Origin of the sequence: Pseudomonas sp. B19125 (genome assembly GCF_044218855.1) — a bacterium.
GTDB lineage: Bacteria > Pseudomonadota > Gammaproteobacteria > Pseudomonadales > Pseudomonadaceae > Aquipseudomonas > Aquipseudomonas edaphica.
In genome coordinates this window covers 1,704,660-1,721,373 of the sequence record NZ_CP162589.1, presented here as the reverse complement: position 1 = coordinate 1,721,373, position 16,714 = coordinate 1,704,660, and the positions used below count along the sequence as shown (strand labels likewise).

Sequence of the window (16,714 nt, the reverse complement as noted above, 5' to 3'; positions counted from 1 at the left end):
GCGGCTCATGCTATGGTGCTTGCCCCTTACCGCGCCTGTTCATCACCGTATGATCGTGATCCCTCGCCCCCTGCGACTGACTTTCTACTCGCTGTTGATCATCGCCGGCGCCGTGCTGGCCGCCGCCTTGGCCACCCGCCATGCCGAACGCCAGGCCTTGGTGGATGACGCCGCTCGCGCCAATCAACAACTGGCGCTCTATGCCAACTCACTGCATACCCTGATTGAACGTTACCGTGCCCTGCCCGCCGTACTGGCGCTGGATTCGGAAATGATCAGCGCCCTTAAAGCCCCGCTGGACACCGCCACCCAGGACTTGCTCAACCGCAAGCTGGAACGCATCAACGGTGCCGCGCAGTCTTCCACTCTGGAATTGATGGACCGTAACGGTCTGGCCGTGGCCGCCAGCAACTGGAACCTGCCCAGCAGTTATGTCGGGCACAACTACGCGTTTCGCCCGTATTTCAGCCAGACCTTGAGCCAGGGAACCGGGCGTTTTTATGCGGTGGGGGTGACCACCGGCATTCCGGGTTATTTCCTCTCCAGCGCCGTGGTCGATGAGCACGAACAGTTCCTCGGCGCCATGGTGGTGAAGCTGGAGTTCCCCGAACTTGAGCGCGAATGGGCCCAAGGTAATGACCTGCTGCTGGTCAGCGATGCGCGTGGCATCGTGTTTATCGCCAATCAGCCGGGCTGGCGTTTCCGCAACTTGCGTCCGTTGTCGGCGAGCGACCTTGCCGAACTCAAGGCAACTCGCCAATACGACAAAAAACAGCTGCAGCCGCTGGACACCCAGACATTGCAGCGTTTTGACGAAAACAGCCATCTGATGCGTGTCAACGGCCCCGACGGCAACGCCAATTACATCTGGGAATCCCTGCCGCTGAAAGCCGAAGGCTGGACCTTGCACTTGCTGCGCAAACCGCAATTCGCCTTTGAAGACCAACGCAACGCTGGCCTTGCCGCCGCCGGTTCATGGCTGGCGCTGGTGTTCCTGCTGCTGTTCCTGAACCAACGCTGGCGCCTGGCCCGTTTGCGCCAACGCAGCCGCGAGGAGCTTGAACAGCTTGTCGAAGAACGCACCCAGGCGTTGCGCACTGCGCAGGATGGCCTGGTGCAGTCGGCCAAGCTGGCGGCCTTGGGGCAAATGTCCGCTGCCCTCGCCCATGAGATCAATCAGCCGCTGACCACCCAGCGCATGCAATTGGCGACCTTGCGCCTGCTGCTCGATCACGGCCGCGTGGACGATGCCTATAAGGCGCTCACCCCGCTGGACGACATGCTCACGCGCATGGCGGCGCTCACCAGCCACCTTAAGACCTTCGCCCGCAAGAGCCCCAGCGGCCTGCGCGAACGGCTGGATTTGGCCACGGTGGTCGACCAATCCTTGCACCTGCTCGACGCCCGCCTGCGCGATGAAAGCATTGGTGTGGTGCTGGACCTGAGCCGCCCCGCCTGGGTGCGCGGTGACGCAATCCGCCTGGAGCAAGTGCTGATCAACTTGCTACGCAATGCGCTGGACGCCATGGCCGACAAACCGCGCAAACGCCTGGAAATCCGCCTGCACGCCGACCAACAGCTGTGGCAACTGACCGTCAGCGACAGCGGCGGCGGGATTGCCGAAGCCCATTTGAACAGCGTGTTCGATCCATTTTTCACCACCAAACCCGTGGGCGACGGCCTTGGCTTGGGGTTGGCCGTGTCCTATGCCATCGTGCATGAACTGGGTGGGCGCCTGCTCGCCGGTAACCGTGGCGACGGCGCGGTATTTACCCTGACCTTGCCTATCGCGCTGGAGACACCCGACCTATGTTGAACGCAGTGATTGTGGTGGATGACGAGGCGAGTATTCGCACCGCCGTCGAGCAGTGGTTGAGCCTGTCGGGATTCGAAGTGCAGTTGTTCAGTCGCGCCGAAGAATGCCTGGCACAGCTGCCCAAAGACTTTCCTGGCGTCATTTTGAGCGACGTGCGCATGCCCGGCCTCAGCGGCCTGGAGCTGCTGGCCGAAGTGCAGCGGCGTGACGCCGACTTACCGGTGATTTTGCTCACCGGCCATGGCGATGTACCGATGGCCGTGGAAGCCATGCGCGACGGTGCCTACGACTTTCTAGAAAAACCCTTCAGCCCGGACGCACTGCTCAACAGCCTGCGCCGCGCCTTGGATAAACGCGGGTTGATCCTGGAGAACCGTCGCCTGCATCAACAGGCCGACCATCGGGCGCAGCTGGAATCGAGCCTGCTCGGCGTGTCTCGCGGTTTGCAGACCCTGCGCCGGCAAGTGCTGGACCTGGCCAGCTTGCCGGTCAATGTGCTGATCCGTGGCGAAACCGGCAGCGGCAAGGAACTGGTCGCCCGTTGCCTGCATGATTTTGGCCCACGGGCAAAAAAGCCGTTTGTCGCGCTCAACTGCGCGGCCATCCCCGAGCAGCTGTTTGAAGCCGAGCTGTTCGGCCACGAAAGCGGCGCGTTCACCGGCGCCCAGGGCAAGCGCATCGGCAAGCTGGAATATGCCCACGGCGGCACGCTGTTCCTGGATGAAATCGAAAGCATGCCGCTGGCCCAGCAGGTCAAATTGTTGCGGGTGCTGCAAGAGCAAAAACTGGAGCGGCTGGGCTCCAACCAAAGTATCCATGTGGACTTGCGCATCATTGCCGCCACCAAGCCCGACTTGCTCGAAGAGGCCCGCGCCGGGCGGTTTCGCGAAGACCTGGCGTACCGTTTGAACGTCGCACAACTGCGCCTGCCGCCGTTGCGTGAGCGCCGCGAAGATATCCCGCTGTTGTTCGACCACTTCGCCCAAAGCGCCGCCGAGCGCCTGGGCCGCAACGTCGAGCCGTTGAGCGGCGCGCAACTGGGGCGCCTGCTCAGCCACGACTGGCCGGGCAATGTGCGCGAGCTGGCCAACGTCGCCGAACGCCAAGTGCTGGGCCTGGGTGAACCTGAGCCGGAAGGCGTCGAGGCCGGGCAATCCCTGGCGGCGCAACAGGAAGCGTTCGAAGCGCATTGCCTCAAGGCTGCGTTGACGCGGCACAAAGGCGATATCAAGGCGGTGTTGGCCGAGCTGCAACTGCCGCGCCGTACCTTGAATGAAAAGATGCAGCGGCATGGGTTGGTGCGGGAGATGTTTCTTTAGCTATTTTCGATGGCGTTTTCGAAGACGCTATCGCAGGCAAGCCAGCTCCCACAGTTGGAATGCGCATTCCTGTGGGAGCTGGCTTGCCTGCGATGAGGCCAGCAGCCATAAGCGGATTTCCGCTCACCACCCAATAATCATCAGCGACTTTCCGCTCAAAAAAATCTTGTAACCCTTCTATTCCGGGCCTTCATCTGTTTGGCACAGCTCCTGCTATAGCCCAAACCAGGCTGCGTTCGTGCGGCTCCATAAAAACAACTAGATGAAGGATCCTTCAATGGATAACTCCAACGCCCTGCCTCTGGGGTCGGCGGCTGCGCCGGCTAAAGAGCGCACCACTACCAGCCGTATCAAATCGATCTTCAGTGGCTCCGTCGGCAATATGGTCGAATGGTACGACTGGTACGTCTACGCCGCTTTCTCGCTGTACTTCGCAAAGACCTTCTTCCCCGCCGGTGACTCCACCGCTCAGTTGATGAACACCGCTGCCATCTTTGCCGTGGGCTTTATCATGCGCCCGATCGGTGGCTGGCTGATGGGCCTGTATGCCGACTACAAAGGGCGCAAGGCTGCGCTGATGTTCTCGGTATTGCTGATGTGCTTCGGCTCGCTGCTGATCGCGCTGACGCCGGGCTACGACACCATCGGTATCGGCGCGCCGATCCTGCTGGTGTTTGCACGTTTGCTTCAGGGCCTGTCGGTCGGTGGCGAGTACGGCACCTCGGCCACTTACCTGAGTGAGATGGCGACCAAGGAGCGTCGCGGTTTCTTCTCCAGCTTCCAGTACGTGACCCTGATCTCCGGCCAGCTCATCGCCCTTGCCGTGTTGATCGTGTTGCAACAAACCCTGACCACCGAGCAGCTGTATGCCTGGGGCTGGCGCATCCCGTTCGCCATCGGCGCGCTGTGCGCAGTGGTCGCGTTGTTCCTGCGTCGTGGCATGGAAGAAACCGAGTCGTTCACCAAAAAGGAAAAAGCCAAGGAAAGCGCAATGCGCACCTTGATGCGTCACCCCAAGGAAGTGATGACCGTGGTCGGCCTGACCATGGGCGGCACCCTGGCCTTCTACACCTACACCACCTACATGCAGAAATACCTGGTGAACACGGTGGGCATGAGCATCTCCGACTCCACCACCATTTCGGCCGCCACACTGTTCCTGTTCATGTGCCTGCAACCGCTGGTTGGCGGGCTGTCGGACAAGGTTGGCCGCCGGCCGATCCTGATCGCCTTCGGCATCCTCGGCACGCTGTTCACCGTGCCGATCCTCACCACCCTGCACACTATCCAAAGCTGGTGGGGTGCGTTCTTCCTGATCATGGCGGCGCTGATCATCGTCAGCGGCTATACCTCGATCAACGCGGTGGTGAAAGCTGAACTGTTCCCAACCGAGATCCGTGCGCTGGGCGTGGGCCTGCCGTATGCGCTGACCGTGTCGATCTTCGGCGGTACGGCTGAAGTGATTGCGCTGTGGTTCAAGAACATCGGCATGGAGACGGGTTACTACTGGTATGTGACCGCGTGTATCGCGGTGTCGCTGGTGGTTTACGTGACCATGAAAGACACCCGTAAACACTCGCGCATCACCACCGACTAAGGGTTTAGCGCGGTAAAAAATGTGGGAGCTGGCTTGCCCGCTCCCACATTTGGTTTCAGGAAACGTCCGCTATTGCGCTACGCCCATACCGACGCTGCGCATATGCCGCCCCGGCAATCATCACCACCAGCACTGCCGCCAGCACCGCCGATGAGCCAACGGTGCCGAAATCCAGCCCGCCCTTTTCAGAGGGTTTGGTCAGAAAATCGCCCAGGGTCGCACCAAACGGGCGGGTCAGCACAAATGCCACCCAGAACAGCAGCACTGACGATATCTGTGTGAAGTATTTGAGTGCGACCACCAGCGCAATCGCCGAGCCGATCAGCAAGGCGCCACCGGCAAAGCCCAACCCCGAATCGTCCGCCAGGAAGTCGCCCAACGCGGTGCCCAAGGTGTTGGAAAACAGAATCGCCATCCAGTAAAACAGCTCGCCGCGAAAGGTCTGGACCTTGTTCACGTTCAGCGAGTCGCCGCTCAAGCGCCACAGTGCAAAGATGATCATCAGGATCACGATCAGGATCATCGACCCTGCCGCATAGCCCAGGCCCAACGTGCGGTCCATAAAGTCCGACATGGTGGTGCCGGCCGTGCTGGTGGACAGGATCACGATCCAGTACAGCACCGGGTTGTAGGTTTTCGACCAGAGCTGTGTCAGCAGCGTGACGAGAAACACGCTGATCAGGATCATCGAGCTGATGGCGTAGCCGACGTTAAGGGTCATCGAGAGCAAATCCCCGGCGGTTTCGCCCAGGGTCGTTGCGCAGATTTTCATGACCCAGAACGCCAGGGTGATCTGAGGAAGTTTGTTCATGTGCGAGAAGGCTCCGAAGCTCAGTCTTTCAATCAGCCGACTTAAAGGGGTGCCGACCTGGCGCGCAGACTGAACGCGGGGCTGTGAAAAATAGGTGGGCAATCAATGAAAATTCCATACGCGCGATGGAAATTCATCGCTCTGGATTGCACTATGACGGCCTCCTCCAACGCGCAGCAGGAACCCTGGCCCATGTCCGACGATATCCATTTCTACGAACCCGCCAACGGCCACGGCCTGCCCCATGATCCGTTCAATGCCATCGTCGGGCCACGGCCGATTGGCTGGATCTCGTCACACGATGGCGAGGGCCGCCTGAACCTGGCGCCCTACAGTTTCTTCAACGCGTTCAACTACATCCCGCCGATCATTGGGTTTTCCAGTGTCGGGCGCAAAGACAGCTTGAACAACATCGAACAGACCGGCGAGTTCGTGTGGAACCTGGCCACCCGCCCGCTGGCCGAGCAGATGAACCAGAGCTGCGCGGCCGTATCGCCGGACGTGAATGAATTCGAGTTATCCGGCCTGACGCCGGTGGCCTCGAAAATCGTCGCGGTGCCAAGGGTGGGCGAAAGCCCGGTGTCGTTTGAATGCAAGGTGACGCAGATCATTCAACTGCAGCGTGCCGACAAGGGGTTGGTGCCTAGCTGGCTGGTGCTCGGTGAGGTGGTTGCCGTGCACATTGCCAAGTGGCTGCTCAAGGATGGGGTTTACGACACGGCGGCCGCTGAGCCGATTTTGCGCGGCGGTGGCCCGGCGGATTATTTCCAGTTGGGACCGGAGGCGTTGTTCAAGATGTATCGCCCGCGCTGACCCGATACTGCCCAACAAACACAACAGAACCCTGTGGGAGCCGGGCTTGCCCGCGATAGCGGTTTGTCAGCCACCTGATGAGTTGGCTGGCAAACCGCTATCGCGGGCAAGCCCGGCTCCCACATTTGATTTCTGTTGAGCAATATAAAGTGTTCGGCTTCAGCTTGCGGCCGTTGCCCAAGTCAGTTGACCGTCTTCGTCCACATCAACCAGACATTCAAGTTGCAGCGTCGCTGCATCGTCGGCGTCGGAGGCGGTCTTGAAGGTCTGGCCAGCCAGGATCTTGTGAAACTGCGGGGCGCCCATGCCATCGAGTGCCTTGACGGCGACGGCGGCGCTGTAGCCACCCTCTTCTTCACGCACTAATGCAGAAACGGCTTCGTGATGGGCAAATTGTTTACGTGCCATGTTGCAGGTCCTGGCCAATGAAAAGTCGGCCATTCTAACCGCTAACCGGCCAATTGCAGGTACTCACCGTAAGCATGGGCGGCGGATGCGTCGGTGAAGGTCTGGAAGTCCATGCTGCGCACTACCATGTCGTTCAACAGCTCAGTAAAGAGCATCAAGGCAGGGGAACTGAAGTAGGCACTCATCGCCTGCTCGCTGCTCCAGAAGCCCGAGACCAGCCATACATCGGGATCGACCTGGGAATGCTGCAACGAGAATTGCAGGCAACCCTGAGCCTGACGGCCCGGTTCGATCAAACTGCTCAAGCGTGCACCGAGTTCGGTGCTGCACCCGGTACGGGCACGGATAAAGGCCATATGGCTCGCGGGAATGGGGGTGGACATGTTCGACTCTCCCGTTGAGAAGTGATGCTCGGCAAGCACTGTGAGGGCGTGTTGCCACAGGATCAAAGATAGCGGCGCGAAGATGGGCGCAGTTAGTCGATTCCTGCAGGCTTATTGCACAATCCTGCGAGAAGCGTAGATAAGACGTCTGGCCCCAGGGATTTATTCCAACCGCACACTCAGTGTTTCAGGCACATGACAGGCCCTGCACTTGCCTGATTCACGCCTTATCGCAGGATCAGGCAAGGATTGTGCAGAATCGAAGTAACACCTTTTGAAAAGCCGCCGCTAAGCTGAGCCCATCAAAGCAGTCAGTAGAGGACGCTCCATGTCGTCGCCCGAAACCAAGCCAATGCCCCTCGATGCCGAGATGGAAAAACAACGCGCCGAGCTGGCCAGCATTGTTCACCGTCATACCTGGGAAGATGGCTCCTACGGCACGGCAATTACCTCGCTGTATCTGAACCGCCACAACACCCCGCGCGATTTCATGCCGGTGCTGGTCGAACCCGCCCTGTGCATTCTGGCCAGCGGCAGCAAGGAAGTGCGCCTGGCCGACGAGATCTTTGCCTACGACCCGCTCAATTATCTGGTGTTTTCGGTGGCGATGCCCGTCGCCGGGCGGATCATCGACGCCACACCGCAAGACCCCAACCTGTCGGTGCGCATCAATATCGACCCGGCCCAGCTCACCGCATTGATCGCCGAGGCGGGACCAATGGGCGTGCCCTCCAGGCCGACATCGCGTGGCATGTACGTTGACCGCATCGACAACCAACTGCTCGACGCCGTGTTGCGCCTGGCGCGCCTGCTGGACACACCGAAAGACATCGCCATGCTCGCGCCACTCATCAACCGCGAGATTCTCTATCGGTTGTTACGTGGCCCGCAGGGTTATCGACTGTATGAAATCGCCGTGGCCAACAGTCAGAGCCATCGCGTGAGTCAGGCCATCAAATGGTTGAACGGTAACTTCGAACAACCGCTGCGCATTGATGACCTGGCCAGGGAAGTGAACCTCAGTGTTTCGACCTTGCACCATCGCTTCAAGGCGATTACGGCGATGAGTCCGCTGCAATACCAGAAGCAGTTACGGTTGCAGGAAGCGCGGCGATTGATGATTGCCGAAGGGCTGGAGGCGTCGGCAGCGGGGTATCGGGTAGGGTATGAGAGCCCGTCGCAGTTCAGCCGGGAATACAGCCGGTTGTTCGGGGCACCGCCGCTGCGGGATTTGGCCCGGCTGCGCCAAAGTATCTGACTCAACCGGGATCAAAATGTGTGTGCGGGCTTGTGTGGGAGCTGGCTTGCCTGCGATAGCATCACCGCGGTCTGACTGAAAGAACAGGGTGCCTGCATCGCAGGCAAGCCAGCTCCCACATTAGTCCAGGGTTCGCGGCAGTTGTAAGGTCACCCGCAACCCGCCTTCGCGCAAATTCTGCAAACTCACTTCCCCACCATGGCTGTGGGCAATGTTGCGCGCGATGCCCAGGCCCAAGCCATACCCCTGCTGCTGGCCGGCCAGGCGAAAGTGCGGTTCGAAGACCTGTTCCAAACGCTGCTCCGGCACGCCCGGGCCTTCGTCATCCACATGCAGGATGAACTCCACGCCATCGTCCTCGATATGCAAATGCGCGTTCTGCCCGTACTTCAAGGCATTGTCGATCAGGTTGCCGATGCAGCGCTTGAGCGCCAGCGGTTTGCCCGGATAAGGGGTCAGCGCCCGGCCGTGCTGGGTGATGCGACCATTACCGTTCGGTGCCAGGTACGGTTCCACCAGGCAATCGAGAACGTGATTAAGGTCGACCGGCTCGATGTTTTCGTGGATGTCGGTGTCTTTGACGCACTGCAACGCGCCCTTGACCAGCAGCTCCAGCTCATCCAGGTCGCGGCCGAATTTGGCTTGCAGGTTTTCGTCTTCCAGCAACTCCACGCGCAGGCGCAGGCGCGTGATCGGCGTGCGCAAATCGTGGGAAATCGCGCTGAACAGTTGGCTGCGCTCGGTGAGGTAACGGCTGATGCGCTCGCGCATGGCGTTAAACGCACGGCCCACTTCCACCACTTCGCTGCCACCGCCTTCGGCCACCGGTTCCACATCGGCGCCCAGGGACATGTCCCGCGCTGCACGGGCCAGGCGCTTGAGCGGCCGGCTTTGCCAGTGCACCAGCAGGCCGATAAACAGCAACAGGAAACCGCTGGTCAGCACGATAAACCACACTTGCTGCGACGGCAGGCCTTGTTCTTCCAAACTGGTGTAGGGCTCGGGCAGCAGCGAGGCGATGTACAGCCATTCGCCCGGTGCCAGCTGGATTTGCGTGACCAGCACCGGCGGGTTCACCGGCTCCAGGGTCAGGGCATAATGCGCCCAGGAACGCGGCAGTTCATCGAGTTTGAGGCCCGCGTTGAAAATACGCAGGTCCTCGGCGCTGACGAACTCCACCGAAATATGCACGTCGCTGCCCAGGGTCTGGCGCAGCACCTCGTCCACGGCTTGCAGCACCGCCTGCTTGCGCGGGGTCTGCGGCAGAATCTGCATGTCCAATGGGCGGTCGTTGAGGGTCACCACAAACCGCGTGCCACCCATGCTGCGCAGTTGGTCGAGCACCAACGGGCGGTAGGCAACCGGCAGCGAGCGGAAGTAACTCACGCTGGCCGTCATCGAATGCGCCAGGCTGCGCGCGCTGGTCACCAGGCCTTCGAGCTGGGTGGCGCGCAGTTGCGAAACCCAGATCACGCTGGACAGCGCCTGGGCAAACAGCACCACAAGCAAGGTCAGCAGCAACATGCGCCCAAGCAGCGAACGCGGCACCGGAAAACGCCGGCGGCGCTCGGTCAGCGGCTCAGTGGGCATTGCCGGCAACCACGCTGGCTGCCAGTTGATAACCGCTGCCACGCACGGTGCGGATCAGCCTTGGAGGTTTTTCGGTATCGCGCAGGCGTTGGCGCAGGCGGCTGACGGCCATGTCGACGATACGGTCCAACGGCATCAGGTCGCGGCCACGGGTGGCGTTGCCAATGGTGTCGCGGTCGAGAATCTGTTGGGGGTGATCAAGAAACAACTTGAGCAAGGCAAAGTCGGCGCCGGAGAGGATTACCTCTTCGCCGTCCACGTGAAACAGGCGATGGCTGATCATGTCCAGGCGCCACTCATCGAACACCAGAACGTCGCCGCCACCCGTGCGCTCCTGGCCAAACTGGGCGCGACGCAACAAGGCTTTGATCCGCGCTTGCAGCTCGCGCGGGCTGAAGGGTTTGCCGATGTAGTCGTCGGCCCCCAGCTCCAGGCCGATCACACGGTCGGCTTCGTCGGAACTGGCGGTCAGCATGATGATCGGCACCTGCGCCTGGCGCGGGTGCTGGCGAATCCAGCGGCAAAGGCTGAAACCGTCTTCGTCCGGCAACATCACATCGAGGATGACCAGGTCGCACGGCGCCTCGTTCATCGCCTGGCGGAACCCCGCGCCATCCGGTACGCCACGTACCTGGAAGCCGGCGCGACTGAGGTAGGTCTGCAGCAATTCGCGGATTTCCTGGTCGTCGTCGACGAGGAGAATCGATTTACTGATTACGCTCACGGGGTCCTCCTTGTTGTTATGGCCAAGCTTAAATCATTTGTTGCGCTTGAGGCCCTATCGCAGGCAAGCCAGCTCCCACAGTTGACTGCATTCCAAGGTTGGAACCCGGTCAACTGTGGGAGCTGGCTTGCCTGCGATGAGGCCATCAGCCCCTACGCAAAAGCCTGTTCAAGCGCAACACCGGCCCCGGTCAACCCGGAATACGGCGCCGTCACCAACCACACCGGAATGCCTTTGAAGTAGTCGCTCATGCAGCCCTTGTCGCTGAAACTCTTGGCAAAACCGCTGTTGATAAAGAAGTCGGCAAACCTCGGAATCACCCCACCCACGATGTACACACCACCACGCCCACCGGTGGTCAGCACGTTGTTACCGGCCACACGGCCCAGCCAGATGCTGAACTGGTTCAACACTTCCATGGCCACCGGGTCGCCGGCCAGGCCCGCTGCCGTGATGGCTTCGGGCGTGTCCAGCACCGGCGTGTGCCCGTCGACCGCACAAATGGCGCGGTACACACGGGGCAGGCCGCCGCCGCTCAGCGCGGTCTCGGCGCTCACATGCCCGATCTCGCTGTGAATGTGCTGCCACAACTGGGTTTCACGCGGGCTGCTCAGCGGCAGGTCGACATGGCCACCCTCCCCTGGCAACGCCGCGTAACGGCCTTCGCCCAAATCCAGCAAGGTGCCCACACCCAGGCCAGTGCCCGGGCCGATCACCACGGCTGGGCGTAACGGCTCCGGCGTGCCTTGGCAGACCACACGGAATTCATCGGGTTTGAGCCGCGTCATGCCCAGGGCCATGGCCGTGAAGTCATTGACCAGCAGCAGCTCATCGACCTGCAGGGTTTTGCAAAACGCAGTTTTGCTCAGCCGCCAGTGATTGTTGGTGAATTTAAATTCATCGCCACTCACCGGCCCCGCGACTGACAGGCACACCGCGCCGATGTCCCCGATTTCCAGGCCTTCCTCCTTGAGGTAAACCTTGATGGCTTCCTCAGGGCTGTGGTGGTCCGCCGTGGCATGCACGCGGATCGAATGCAGCTCCTGATCCCGCCACAACGCAAAACGGGCGTTGGTACCACCAATGTCACCGACCAGCGCAAGCTTCACTTAAGCGTCTCCAAGGCAGAGGTAAAGGCGCTGGCGCCCTGCTCTGCGGAGCTTGCGGCCAAGCGCATAAATGCAAACAGCTCGCGACCGGCCCCCACGTTGTTGCCCAACAGGCCCGTGGCAGGCGTGCGCGCTGCAAATTCTTCGGCGTTCACCTTAAGCTCCAGGGTGCCCTTCACGCCATCGACGCGAATGATATCGCCATCCTTGACTCGCGCCAGCGGCCCGCCGCTCTGGGCTTCGGGGTTGACGTGAATCGCGGCGGGGATCTTACCCGACGCGCCAGACATACGCCCGTCTGTTACCAACGCAACTTTGAAGCCACGGTCCTGCAACACACCGAGGAACGGTGTCATCTTGTGCAGTTCCGGCATACCGTTGGAGCGCGGCCCCTGGAAGCGCATCACCGCGACAAAGTCTTTTTCCAGCTGGCCGGCCTTGAATGCATCGGCCAGATCCTGCTGATCCTGGAACACCACGGCCGGTGCTTCGACGATCTGATGCTCCGGCGCCACGGCCGAGACCTTCATCACGCCACGGCCGAGGTTGCCTTCCATCACGCGCAAGCCGCCTTCCGGCGAGAACGCACGGGCTACGGGGCGCAGGATGGTTTCGTCGAGGCTTTCGATCGGGCCGTCGCGCCAGATCAGCTCGCCGTCGACCAGGAACGGTTCCTGGGTGTAACGGCTCAAGCCCTTGCCCGCCACGGTGTTCACATCCTCATGGAGCAAGCCGGCTTCGAGCAGTTCGCGGATCAGGAACGACATGCCGCCCGCTGCCTGGAAGTGGTTGATGTCGGCCTTGCCGTTTGGATAAACGTGGGACAGGGTCGGCACCACTTCGGAGAGGTCGGCCATGTCCTGCCATGTGAGGATGATGCCCGCCGACATGGCGATAGCCGGCATGTGCAGGGTGTGGTTGGTAGAACCGCCCGTAGCGTTTAGGGCGACGATGGAGTTGACGATGGACTTCTCGTCGACGATCTCGCCAATCGGCGTGAAGTCGCCACTGGCTTTGGTCAGGCGCGTGACCTGGTGCGCGGCTTCGCGGGTCAGCGCGTCACGCAGCGGCGTGTACGGGTTGACGAACGAAGCGCCCGGCAGGTGCAGGCCCATCACTTCCATCAGCAACTGGTTGGTGTTGGCGGTGCCGTAGAAGGTGCAGGTGCCGGGGCTGTGGTAGGACTTCATCTCCGATTCCAGCAGTTCCTCACGGGTAGCCTTGCCTTCGGCATAACGCTGGCGCACGTCGGCTTTCTGCTTGTTGGAGATGCCCGATGGCATAGGGCCGCCCGGCACGAAGATCATCGGCAGGTGGCCGTAGCGCAGCGCACCCATCATCAGGCCCGGCACAATCTTGTCGCAGATGCCCAGCATCAGCGCGGCATCGAACATGTTGTGGGACAGCGCTACCGCCGTCGACATGGCGATGACTTCGCGGCTGAGCAAGCTTAGCTCCATGCCAGGCTCGCCTTGGGTCACGCCGTCGCACATGGCGGGCGTGCCACCGGCGAACTGGCCGACCGAGCCGACTTCGCGCAGGGCTTTCTTGATCTGTTCCGGGAAATGTTCGTACGGCTGGTGCGCCGAGAGCATGTCGTTATATGACGAAACAATTGCCACGTTGGCGGCATTCATCATGCGCAGACTATTTTTATCTTCAGTGCCGCAACCCGCCACGCCGTGGGCAAAGTTGGCGCATTGCAGCTTGCCGCGCATCGGGCCGTCGCTGGCCGCGCCACGAATGAGCGCAAGGTAAGCCTCGCGGGTTGCACGACTGCGGGCGATAAGCCGTTCGGTGACCTCAAGAACGCGGGGATGCATGTATAGAACTCCAGGCTAACGGATGTGGCGACCTGAGAGTCTATGCTGATCAAACGCCCGCAGCTCATGGGATGGCAGGGTGTCGTTTGAATCATCGGACCAGTTGATTCAGGTCACTCGTTGTAGATTGAACAAAATATTGCCACTAAAAAGGCTTGTTTTCTATTTTTATGCGAATAATCTTGTAATTCTTACAACAAATCGACGACAGGCACTTTCCAATGACTCTTCGTATCGCAATCAATGGTTTTGGCCGTATCGGCCGTAATGTCCTGCGCGCACTGTATACCCAAGGCTACCGCCAGGATTTGCAGATCGTCGCCATCAATGATCTGGGCGACAGCTCGATCAATGCCCACCTGCTCAAATACGACACCGTGCACGGCACTTTCGACGCAGAGGTCGCCCACGATCAGGAAAGCCTGACCGTCAATGGTGACCGGATTGCCGTCAGTGCCATTCGCAACCCGGCCGACCTGCCGTGGGCTGCGCACAAGATCGACGTAGTGTTCGAATGCACCGGTCTGTTCACCGACCGCGACAAGGCTGCCGCTCATATTACCGCCGGCGCCCGCAAGGTGATCATCTCGGCCCCGGCCAAAGGCGCGGACGCCACCGTGGTTTACGGGGTAAACCATGACATTTTGCGTCAATCGCACCAGATCATCTCCAACGCTTCGTGCACCACCAACTGCCTGGCGCCTGTGGCTCAGGTGCTGCACCGCGAGCTGGGCATCGAAAGCGGCCTGATGACCACCATTCACGCTTACACCAATGACCAGAACCTGACCGACGTGTACCACACCGACCCGTACCGCGCGCGTTCGGCCACCCAGAACATGATCCCGAGCAAGACCGGCGCCGCTGAAGCGGTCGGCCTGGTACTGCCGGAACTGGCAGGCAAGCTGACCGGCATGGCCGTGCGTGTGCCGGTGATCAACGTGTCGCTGGTGGACCTCACCGTGACGCTGAAAAAAGAAGCCACCGCCGAGCAAGTCAACGCACTGCTGAAAGAAGCCAGCCAGCATTCGAAGATCCTCGGCTACAACACCCTGCCGCTGGTTTCCAGTGACTTCAACCATAACCCGCTGTCGTCGATTTTCGATGCCAATCACACCAAGGTCAGTGGCAAGTTGCTCAAAGTGCTGGCGTGGTATGACAACGAATGGGGCTTCTCCAACCGTATGCTGGATAACTGCCTGGCGCTCTGCAACGCCGAGTAAACCGACCCGGTTGTTCCATTGTGTGGACTGGCTTGTGTGGGAGCTGGCTTGCCTGCGATAGCATCACCGCGGTCTGTCTGAAAGACCAGGGCGCCTGCATCGCAGGCAAGCCAGCTCCCACACAAGCCAGCTCCCACAGGAGTCGACGCAGCATCTCAAAGTGCCACTTGCCATTTGAGTTGATGATAAGCATTATCATTAACTGCAAACCGGTCTGGTATCACTGTGAGCCAATCTCGCTTCAACCAAGTCTTTCTCACCCAACGGGTGATTCTGCTACGCACTCTGCAGCGGATGGTGAATAACCACAGCACCGCCGAAGACCTGTTGCAGGAAACCTACCTGCGCGTCACGCGGGCGCTCAGCGAGCGGCCGATCGATCACCTTGAACCCTTCGTCTATCAAACCGCGCGCAACCTGGCGCTGGACCATCTGCGCTCGCGCCGCATCCAGGCCCGCACACTGCAAGAAGATGTGCCGCTGGACGTACTGCAGAGCGTCGCCGCGCCGATCAGCACGCCCGAGGACGCCACCCAAGCCGAGCAATTGCTCGAACACCTGAGCGTCAGCCTCGGCCAGTTGAGCGCCCGCCAACAGCAGATTTTCATCCTCAGCCGCCTGCACGGTTGCAGCTACCAGGAGATTGCCGATCAGTTGCAAGTGTCCTTGAGCACGGTGCAAAAGGAACTGAAATTGATCATGGCTATCTGTGTAGGAGTGGCCGAACGGCTGGATCAGCCTTAAGCTTCACCCTACAGAGGTGTCGACCCAGGCTGTAGGAACGATGAATAGAACGTGGCGAAGACCCGAGGAACACCGTGACGGACCCGAATAAGCTGCGCCCCCATGAGCTGGCTCATGAGGTGCTGCAAGACACGGCCATGGACCAAGCCCTCGATTGGCTGATTGCCTTGCAATGCCCGCAACCCGGGCAGCAAGCCGAGTTTGATGCCTGGCTGGCCAGCGACCCGGCGCACCTGCTCGCCTTCAGCAAGGCCCAGGCCGCCTGGGGCGGCGCGCCGGTTCACAGCGCCGCCGTGGCCCTGGCAGTGCCGCGCAAACCCAGCACGTGGCGGCGTATCAAGCCGCATTGGAAACCCCTGGCCACCGCCGCTGTGCTGCTGATCGGTCTGTTCAGCTTCAGCAACCTGCCCGTGCGCCTGCAGGCCGACCACCTCACCGTGGTCGGTGAACGCCAGCGCCTGCAATTGGATGACGGCTCCAAAGTGTTACTGAACACCAATTCGGCGTTTTCCAGCAGCATCAAGGACCACCAGCGCGTCGCCCGACTGTTCCAGGGCGAAGCTTTCTTTGAGGTGGCGCCCAGCCGTGGCCTGCCGCTTGAAATTGACGCCGGGCCCGTGCGCGCCAGCGTGCGCGACACCGACTTCGCCGTGCGCTACCTCAATGGCGAAGCCCAGGTGCAGGTGCAGCGCGGCGATGTGGACTTGAGCAACACCTTTGACGATGCCCGCGTGCGCTTGAGCGCCGGAGAGAGTATCCGCATCGGCCCCAAAGGCTTCGGCCAACCGGCCAAACTGGATGCGAGTAAAGACCTGGCGTGGGTCCAGGGCCGCCTGGTATTCGAAAACTGCCCGATGAGCGAAGTGCTCGCCGAGTTGCGCCGCTATTACCCCGGCTGGATCGTCAACACCAACGACAAGCTCGCAAGCGTGGCCGTCACCGGCAATTACCGCCTCGACCAACCGCTGGATGTGGTGCGCTCCCTGGCGCACATCACCTCGGCCAAGCTCTCGGAGTACCCGGCGCTGGTCATCTTGAACTAAATGAGAATTATTTTTACTCGATAGTAACCGGCGGTTCGTCTCGTTATAGCCAA

At 60.7% G+C, this 16,714-nt stretch carries 15 protein-coding genes; 8 read left to right on the top strand and 7 right to left on the bottom strand.

Annotated elements, in window-relative coordinates:
• Positions 1–49 precede the first annotated feature (49 nt).
• From AB4P96_RS07825 to AB4P96_RS07815, 3 genes are all read left to right on the top strand, one after another.
• Complete coding sequence (locus AB4P96_RS07825) at positions 50–1,816, top strand: ATP-binding protein (RefSeq protein WP_395600652.1); 1,767 nt, start codon at positions 50–52, stop codon at positions 1,814–1,816.
• Entirely contained in the window at positions 1,810–3,135 is a 1,326-nt protein-coding gene (locus AB4P96_RS07820) for a sigma-54 dependent transcriptional regulator (RefSeq protein WP_099549377.1), read from the top strand. The genes AB4P96_RS07825 and AB4P96_RS07820 overlap by 7 nt, the downstream gene beginning before the upstream one ends.
• 277 nt (positions 3,136–3,412) lie before the next feature.
• Entirely contained in the window at positions 3,413–4,732 is a 1,320-nt protein-coding gene (locus AB4P96_RS07815; protein ID WP_017139777.1) for an MFS transporter, read from the top strand.
• Between the two features lie 55 nt (positions 4,733–4,787).
• Here AB4P96_RS07815 and AB4P96_RS07810 read toward each other — a convergent pair whose 3' ends face one another.
• Positions 4,788–5,543: a hypothetical protein gene (locus tag AB4P96_RS07810; protein ID WP_099549376.1), complete on the bottom strand. Its 756-nt coding sequence runs from the start codon at positions 5,541–5,543 to the stop codon at positions 4,788–4,790.
• A 192-nt stretch (positions 5,544–5,735) separates the two neighbouring features.
• On the opposite strand from AB4P96_RS07810, the gene AB4P96_RS07805 reads away from it, so the two are divergent.
• Complete coding sequence (locus AB4P96_RS07805; RefSeq protein WP_099549418.1) at positions 5,736–6,356, top strand: flavin reductase family protein; 621 nt, start codon at positions 5,736–5,738, stop codon at positions 6,354–6,356.
• A 159-nt stretch (positions 6,357–6,515) separates the two neighbouring features.
• Here AB4P96_RS07805 and AB4P96_RS07800 read toward each other — a convergent pair whose 3' ends face one another.
• The gene (locus AB4P96_RS07800; RefSeq protein WP_017139774.1) at positions 6,516–6,797 is read right to left on the bottom strand and encodes a hypothetical protein; all 282 of its coding nucleotides are present in this window, start codon (positions 6,795–6,797) and stop codon (positions 6,516–6,518) included.
• A gap of 8 nt (positions 6,798–6,805) precedes the next feature.
• Entirely contained in the window at positions 6,806–7,147 is a 342-nt protein-coding gene (locus AB4P96_RS07795; protein ID WP_017139773.1) for an antibiotic biosynthesis monooxygenase family protein, read from the bottom strand.
• Positions 7,148–7,475: 328 nt separating this feature from the next.
• On the opposite strand from AB4P96_RS07795, the gene AB4P96_RS07790 reads away from it, so the two are divergent.
• Positions 7,476–8,405: an AraC family transcriptional regulator gene (locus tag AB4P96_RS07790; protein ID WP_017139772.1), complete on the top strand. Its 930-nt coding sequence runs from the start codon at positions 7,476–7,478 to the stop codon at positions 8,403–8,405.
• Between the two features lie 120 nt (positions 8,406–8,525).
• On the opposite strand, the gene AB4P96_RS07785 is transcribed toward AB4P96_RS07790, so the two are convergent.
• The 4 genes from AB4P96_RS07785 to edd form a co-directional block, all read right to left on the bottom strand.
• Entirely contained in the window at positions 8,526–9,953 is a 1,428-nt protein-coding gene (locus AB4P96_RS07785) for an ATP-binding protein (RefSeq protein WP_198431518.1), read from the bottom strand.
• A 31-nt stretch (positions 9,954–9,984) separates the two neighbouring features.
• Complete coding sequence (locus AB4P96_RS07780) at positions 9,985–10,719, bottom strand: response regulator (RefSeq protein WP_017139770.1); 735 nt, start codon at positions 10,717–10,719, stop codon at positions 9,985–9,987.
• Between the two features lie 152 nt (positions 10,720–10,871).
• Complete coding sequence (locus tag AB4P96_RS07775; protein ID WP_099485537.1) at positions 10,872–11,828, bottom strand: glucokinase; 957 nt, start codon at positions 11,826–11,828, stop codon at positions 10,872–10,874.
• Positions 11,825–13,651 (bottom strand): phosphogluconate dehydratase, encoded by a 1,827-nt coding sequence (edd, locus tag AB4P96_RS07770; RefSeq protein WP_017139768.1) that lies wholly within the window; start codon positions 13,649–13,651, stop codon positions 11,825–11,827. Before edd ends, AB4P96_RS07775 begins: the two co-directional genes overlap by 4 nt.
• Before the next feature lie 221 nt (positions 13,652–13,872).
• Here edd and gap point away from each other — a divergent pair, with 221 nt between their 5' ends.
• The 3 genes from gap to AB4P96_RS07755 all read left to right on the top strand — a co-directional run bounded on the left by gap (position 13,873) and on the right by AB4P96_RS07755 (position 16,661).
• A complete protein-coding gene (gene gap, locus AB4P96_RS07765; protein WP_017139767.1) occupies positions 13,873–14,874 on the top strand; it encodes a type I glyceraldehyde-3-phosphate dehydrogenase in 1,002 nt (333 codons plus the stop codon).
• 225 nt (positions 14,875–15,099) lie between these two features.
• Positions 15,100–15,618: an RNA polymerase sigma factor gene (locus tag AB4P96_RS07760; RefSeq protein ID WP_056858662.1), complete on the top strand. Its 519-nt coding sequence runs from the start codon at positions 15,100–15,102 to the stop codon at positions 15,616–15,618.
• Between the two features lie 74 nt (positions 15,619–15,692).
• Positions 15,693–16,661, top strand: coding sequence for a FecR family protein (locus AB4P96_RS07755; protein ID WP_395600651.1), 969 nt, complete (start codon positions 15,693–15,695; stop codon positions 16,659–16,661).
• Positions 16,662–16,714 lie beyond the last annotated feature (53 nt).

Coding starts and splice junctions, on each gene's coding strand:
- AB4P96_RS07810 (WP_099549376.1), bottom strand. CDS start 5,543: ATGAACAAACTTCCTCAGATCACCCTGGCGTTCTGGGTCATGAAAATC.
- AB4P96_RS07800 (WP_017139774.1), bottom strand. CDS start 6,797: ATGGCCGACTTTTCATTGGCCAGGACCTGCAACATGGCACGTAAACAA.
- AB4P96_RS07790 (WP_017139772.1), top strand. CDS start 7,476: ATGTCGTCGCCCGAAACCAAGCCAATGCCCCTCGATGCCGAGATGGAA.
- AB4P96_RS07795 (WP_017139773.1), bottom strand. CDS start 7,147: ATGTCCACCCCCATTCCCGCGAGCCATATGGCCTTTATCCGTGCCCGT.
- edd (WP_017139768.1), bottom strand. CDS start 13,651: ATGCATCCCCGCGTTCTTGAGGTCACCGAACGGCTTATCGCCCGCAGT.
- AB4P96_RS07825 (WP_395600652.1), top strand. CDS start 50: ATGATCGTGATCCCTCGCCCCCTGCGACTGACTTTCTACTCGCTGTTG.
- AB4P96_RS07820 (WP_099549377.1), top strand. CDS start 1,810: ATGTTGAACGCAGTGATTGTGGTGGATGACGAGGCGAGTATTCGCACC.
- AB4P96_RS07805 (WP_099549418.1), top strand. CDS start 5,736: ATGTCCGACGATATCCATTTCTACGAACCCGCCAACGGCCACGGCCTG.
- gap (WP_017139767.1), top strand. CDS start 13,873: ATGACTCTTCGTATCGCAATCAATGGTTTTGGCCGTATCGGCCGTAAT.
- AB4P96_RS07815 (WP_017139777.1), top strand. CDS start 3,413: ATGGATAACTCCAACGCCCTGCCTCTGGGGTCGGCGGCTGCGCCGGCT.